The organism is Burkholderia sp. Bp8963 (assembly GCF_003854275.1).
Classification (GTDB): domain Bacteria; phylum Pseudomonadota; class Gammaproteobacteria; order Burkholderiales; family Burkholderiaceae; genus Burkholderia.
On the sequence record NZ_QTQP01000109.1, the window covers coordinates 1 to 6,156 of the forward strand.

Annotated in this window: 3 protein-coding genes and 2 pseudogenes; 1 reads left to right on the forward strand and 4 read right to left on the reverse strand. The window is 56.6% G+C overall.

The annotated features are described in order from the left end of the window. On the reverse strand, positions 1-1,008 hold a 1,008-nt coding region (locus DID96_RS37245), incomplete at its 3' end, for a sacsin N-terminal ATP-binding-like domain-containing protein (RefSeq protein ID WP_221624640.1). Between the two features lie 354 nt (positions 1,009-1,362). Between DID96_RS37245 and DID96_RS37250 the strand changes: the two genes are divergently transcribed. After that, positions 1,363-2,715, forward strand: coding sequence for a hypothetical protein (locus tag DID96_RS37250; RefSeq protein ID WP_124604266.1), 1,353 nt, complete (start codon positions 1,363-1,365; stop codon positions 2,713-2,715). Between the two features lie 117 nt (positions 2,716-2,832). Here the strand turns inward: DID96_RS37250 and DID96_RS39705 are convergent. From DID96_RS39705 to DID96_RS37270, 3 genes and pseudogenes are all read right to left on the reverse strand, one after another. Next, a pseudogene (locus tag DID96_RS39705) lies at positions 2,833-3,015 on the reverse strand (hypothetical protein); the annotation flags it as partial. A 32-nt stretch (positions 3,016-3,047) separates the two neighbouring features. Further along, a pseudogene (locus tag DID96_RS37260) lies at positions 3,048-3,242 on the reverse strand (transposase); the annotation flags it as partial. 331 nt (positions 3,243-3,573) lie between these two features. Then, entirely contained in the window at positions 3,574-4,998 is a 1,425-nt protein-coding gene (locus DID96_RS37270) for a Fic family protein (RefSeq protein ID WP_260464170.1), read from the reverse strand. Positions 4,999-6,156 lie beyond the last annotated feature (1,158 nt).

Here is a 6,156-nt window from a genome sequence, read left to right on the forward strand (position 1 = left end):
CCTTGAATTCCATTGCCGCCCAACTCTCCGTTGCTCGTGCCATTCGCGCGTCATGCAAAAAGCAAGAGTAAACGGCAAGCCGCGAAAGTTTACAAGCCGCTCACGCCGACTTGTGTGTAATGGAATGGCTTTGCCCTGCTCGTCGACAGGAAGGGCGATGACGAGACTTGTGGTACTGGTGCCAGGTCGCTTCTCATCCGGCGAATCGACCATCGACACGGGATGATGAATGCGCACGTATGACTCTACGGAACTCGACTCAAGTTTGCCAGCGATGTCGAGCTTTTTGGTCGATATCGTAATGACGTCCCCAGCGTCCTGTCGTTCATAGATCACCTGACCGCACTCATGTCCGAGATTCAGCCTCCGAACTTTATTCAAAAAGAGCAAGAGTCTCGGGTGAAGCCCCTCAAGCAGATGTGAACCGAATGACAGACCTGCCTTAGCTGGCAGCAATACGGTCGTCCCGACGGCATCAATCCGCCCATTCGGTTCCCTCCAGTGGGGTATCACATATCCGAGAAGGTCGTCGGCTCCGGAGATATTGAAGCGAAAATGAAACCCGTTTGAGTGCACTTCAGGTGCATCGGACACCTGGAAAACCGACTTGAAGCCGATCCCCTTCTCCCCGATATATCCACTATGTTTCTGTCCGGCCTTTGTGCTTTGGCCAACGCTACATAGTGCCCTGACGTTTTTCTCTGCGAAGCCCGTCTCGTTGTTGACGAACGCGAGCGAATCACGCTCCAAGCGCACCGAGACAGTGGGAACGACCTCCGGCGAATAGCTGTTGTCATCCGCGTTCTGGACGAGCTCCAGGAGGAAATGGGTGTCACTGGAATACAGATCTGCGGCGAGAAGCTTGAGCGCGCTTCCGAGCTTCTCTCGGAGACGGTCTGCCGCCGCCTGAACCTCCGGCGACATGTCCAAGCCGATCATGTACTCGTTGCGCCGAATGTCCTCAATGAGTTTTCGACCTTCCTCGTATTCTCCAAACCCGTCGTCCATCTCTTCCCCGTTCTGTAGCGATGCTTCAACCCGTTATGTTATGGACCTGACGCTCAATATGACCAAGGATTCATAGCATAACAGAGGCTCGAGTTCATAAAGTCACTGGAGCGGCCCCACGTATCTGTCACCATCTCGCATTCACGCCTCGAAGTTCATCCGCTGGCCTTACAATGGAGGATGGCATCTGACTAAATTCCCGGTCCTTGACCACGCAGTCCCGCCATGAAAATGTTGTCCAACACGTTGTCGTCGCGATGATGACACGCACCACACTCTGGACACTTTCATTACACGCAAGCTCGCATAGAATTGGATGTCCCGCTTCAATCAGGCAATCGGATCATCTTCCCCATGATTTTTGCACGACGAGCCATTCAGAATCAGCTTGACGAACTCCGCCCGGTCCTCGGCGAGGCAGCGACCTCGGCGCTAGCTGCCCGACTCAATCGTCCCGGAAAGGATCGCTTGGCCGCTACGTGGGAGGTCGGCGTGCTCGGCGCATTGTCGAAGCTGGGCGAGCTGGGAAACGAGATTCCACTGGAGTCAGGCAGGCGTCCGGATGTCACCTTCAACGGGCATGGCTTGGCATTCGTGGCCGACGTGACAACCGTCTCTGATGCTGGCGTAGACGAAAAAAACCCGTTTCAAGAACTGAGCGTCCTTATCGAGGAGACGAAAACGCGCTTGGGACTCAAGGCTGGTGGTCTAGAACTGCGCATCGGGTCCAGAACGGAGCAAACCGCGCGTGGGAGCAAGATCGCCCTGCGGCTTCCTGATCGCAATCGCCTTCGTGACTTTGTGCGCAAAGAGATCGAGCCTAAGCTTCGCGGCCAGATTAAAGCAGGCAGCGCAATTCTCTCCTTAGTAATCGACGATGAGACGACTGGCATCCATGTCATCATCGATCCGAGCAAGTCTCCTTACAGCAGCGTATCGTACGCAGCGTACGATATCCCAACGATCAAAGATCGCAACCCGCTCTACAACGCACTGCACGCAAAGGCGAAGCAATTGCGTGGCGCGACGGGTCTTGTTGGCGTAATTGTGGGTGACGGTGACAGCCGCACGCTCGAAGAGCGTCAGCAGAGTTGGTATGACGTTAGTGCAAGGGAAATTGCCGAAGAGTTTCTGAGACAAAATTCCTCGATAAATTTTGTCTTGCTGGTCTCGGCTCGAGAGGACCGCTCGGGATGGCGGCAACCTCTCCAGCCGCCCAACCGGGTGCTCAACGCACAGCTTGTGGTCAGCAAGACCATGGCTGTTCCCCAGGCACTTGAGGACGTGTTCCGTCAAATGTTGGCTGCGATGCCAATGCCCGTCGCGACGCCCGTGAACGCCGCCAACCGATCACGTGAAGAAGGCTATGGCTTGGGATTCCACGGAGGACATGAGTTGTCGAATAGACGCGTCAAGATAAGTGCTCGCGAAATGCTGGAGCTACTGGCCGGGAGGCGCACGGTGCAGGAAATGAACGCTTCGCACCGCTGGTCTTCGCCTACCAGCGAGCCCAGTCCGAACAATGCTCAGCACCCGGTCGAAAGATATTTGCAAGAAAGCACTACTCTGAATCCGTTCGAAAGACACCTGCAAGAAGGCAGGTTGCCCACTTCGATTGCAATCGTCAAAACAGACGAGAATGATCCCGACCACTGGGTCGAGATCGAGTTCGGCGACCCAGACCCAGCGATTAGCCCATTCTTCTGAGATATTGGCGCAGCGTTCGTGCGACGTATGGACGTGTGGTATAGGAGCGCTGGCTCGCCACACCGTCTGGCTCCCAGCGCCGCAGTGCGAACGGCATGCCAACTGTTCGTTCAGTGGTTACGGGAGCACTGTCAACGCAGGCTGCACCGCGTCCAGCGGGTTCGTCAACGCGCACGGGAAGGCGCTGTACGACAATGTCCGCGTGAGTGGCGTTTGCCCCAACTCTGATGCTGCTGCTCGCAGCTTTCTATAAATATCAGTCGTCTCGCGGTAGGCAACGATATAAATTCGCTTCCGACGTTGCGCGTGACCATATTCTGCCGAATTTAGGACGCGCCATTCCGCAGCGTCGTCTTGGCTTCGCCGGCGCGCAGATCTGCGATGCGGCGCATGGCCAGTCCCGGCAGATAGGCGACGAGTATGCCTTCATCACTGGCGACGACCACTGGAAGTGCACCGATGGTAAACGGTTGGTCGACGACGAACAGGATTCGGCCGTGAGTCTTGAGTTCAGCGATGAGCGCCCGGATCATTGAAGCGACTGGGGGCGGGAATCATGCCGGGCCTGGCTGGCCAGATCCCCAATCGTCGGGGAGCAAAGATAGTAACGGAGGAAGGGAGGCGATGGCGAGCGAAGCGTCGATGAGCACTGTCGCTGACCTGCCGCTTGAGCCATTTTGGCGCGTATCCAAGTGCGTCCGGCCAAGCTGGATTCGAGCTTTTCTTTCTTGTGGAACAGAAGAGCCTGTCGCGCGAGCTCGAAAACAGCCAAAACGGGCGGCATGCCTCGAAATAGCTTTGGCCGCTTCGAAAGCGCCACAATTTTTGCGCCGTATCGGGCAGAAATTTGTAATCCAGCTACTTCGCGCCGCCGGCGCCTGTCTCGGCATCATCTGCATCGGTGCCAGTTTGATTGAAAGCCTCGCGAACCACCTGTTCGATACGGTCGAGAATGTGCTTCGGTACGTGGTTATATTGCTTGCGCCTGTTCTCCGACAGGACCCCGTTGTTCGACTGAATCATCCGGATGAGCGCCGACAAATCCTTGTTAGGGAGGTCGAGCTCGGCATCCAGTTGCTGGTACGCCTTGTCGTAGCCGCTCAGCCACGCGAGCTCGCGCGGTATCTCATCTTCGACCGCCTGTCGAATCATCCGGTGAAGAAACGCGACCTCCGCCGTCGCGTCGATGAACCGATACGGCCGGCCACCGGGCGAGTGGATTACGACGGGTGCCATATCTCCTCGCTGGTACCGCCAAAGCTGCGTGACCGGTCGGGAGAAGCCACTCAATACGCCGAGATACTCGGGAGCGCTTTTCAAGATGGCGGCCGAGACGGGCACCAACGCGCCGCCGGTTAAGGCCGACGAGGGTGCTAGCAAGTGCTGGATGAGGAAGCGGTGCAACCGACCATTCCCGTCGTGAAACGGATGCAGGTAGACGAAGCCAAACGAGGCGCAGGCGGTTTTTACGAGCGTATCGTCGCAACGAGTGGCGTCGTTCACGAACGCTTCCCACCCACTCATTGCACGACATAAGTCGTTGGGAGGCGGAGGGAAAAAGGTGACACGGCCGACGCCGTCCTCCAGCCAGTTTTGCGTGGTTCTGTAGGAAGCCTCCTGACTATCGAAATCGCGCACGAATGCGTTTTGCAGACTTACAAGCCATTCTTCGCTGACGGCTGCCGTCTCGCCGACCCGGCGAAGCAACTGTATGAACCGGTCCTGTTTGTCGGAGCTCAGCGTCTCGCGTTCGATAGCGTAACTACTTCGGGTTTCCAGCAGATACAGACAATCGACCGCTCGCTCGTAGAGGACCGGGTCCGTCAGAGTCTCGAGTGTGCGCTTCGCCTGTTCCATCAGTTCCGCGAGACTCGGAGACTCGGGCAAGTCGACGCGCCGAATGACGGGACAGAAGTCCGGGTTGCCTAATGCGTTATTGCGAACACGAAACTTCTGGTTGTTTGTAGGCTTCGTCGCTGTGACGTAGATATCCGGTGGAAACAGGTCGACGTAGCCCGTGTTCAGCGTCGTGGTAAATGAAAGTGTTTGTCCGGTGAGCCATTCCCAGAGGAAGCAAGCTCGGCGGATCGTGGCCCGGTTGGGCGTGCATTCCAGAGCCCTGACGAGCTCATCGGCCGGGATGTGCTCGAACACCGCGTCGATAACTTCGAGGTTCACTCCTTCGTGCCTCAGGGCGAACTCCAGATGCCCCACCGGGGAATCCTCGATGGCCACATTTTTCGGAAACAGTACCTGATTGGACGCATCGACGCGCCGATTCACGCGCGGGCTCGTGGAGGCGGGTGCCTGAAGAGGCCGAACGTCCAGGGAAAAGCGCCTAATGAGGTGCTCGTATCCAATCGCCGACATTGTGCTGCCTCGAAATCCGTTAACCCGACTCGAAATACAGCAATAAATTACGTATATAGACGAGAGTCATCGAAATTCATCAACACCCGATTTGCCCTTTGTCGTTGCTGCCGCGATGCCGAGAGTCCGCCAGACATTGTCGCGCTCGCGGTCGGTCGCCGCGATGGCGGCATCTACCAGGCTGCGGCGGCCGCGTGGGAGCTTGCGTTGTCCACCTGAGCAGACGCACTTTTTTCGAAATAGAGCGCGCGTCGGATGCACCGTCACCCTGCGGTCACCATATAGGCACACAAAATGCACCGACGCTAGTCAGCCGTTGGGGAGACGTCGGGACCTGAGATGGGATTGCGCGGGCGAGGCCGACCCCGAGGAAAGCTGAGGTGACTTGTGTGCGGCACCCAATTGGCAGCGACTGTTTAGGAGTATAGGATCGAAGAACGCAGGTGATCAGGATGATCGAGCATGTCTGCCACGAATTGGAACGCCCCCTCAAGCTCGACCGAATTACCTAGCCCACCAAAACCGATGTGTACTGCGTTTGGCGGGCTCCCATCGTTGCTGAACGGTGAACCAGACATAACTCCGATTTGCTTCGTACGAGGATGAGATGCTAGTTCCGACGCACTCCAACCGGTCTCGTCAGGCACGTTAAGCCAGAGGTGGAAACAGTCCTTTGAGGCCTCAAATTTGCGCTTCGCAATGACTGGCGCAGCGACGAGCTGGTGCAGACACATTTGCTACGAATGGCGTCGACGACCTACTGCGCGATCGTAGGAAAATTTGCCTGATGCACACTCGCGCCTTTTACGGGCAAGCGGAAACTGAAAGCAATTGTTCAGCAATGCGCATGCCGCTGTTTTGAGCGACGCATGTGCGGCTTTGGGAGCCAAATGATGACTTTGCCTGATGAGCGTACTCGATCGTTGCTGCGGACCAGGCAGCTGCTAGGGTCTGTTTACATTCGATGAAATGTGTTTACATCTTGTCTTTTGCGCGAGCAGGTCAAGATGATTCGAACATTACTGAGCGATGAAGTATGGGCACGAATCGAATCCGTCTTGCCGGGCAAGG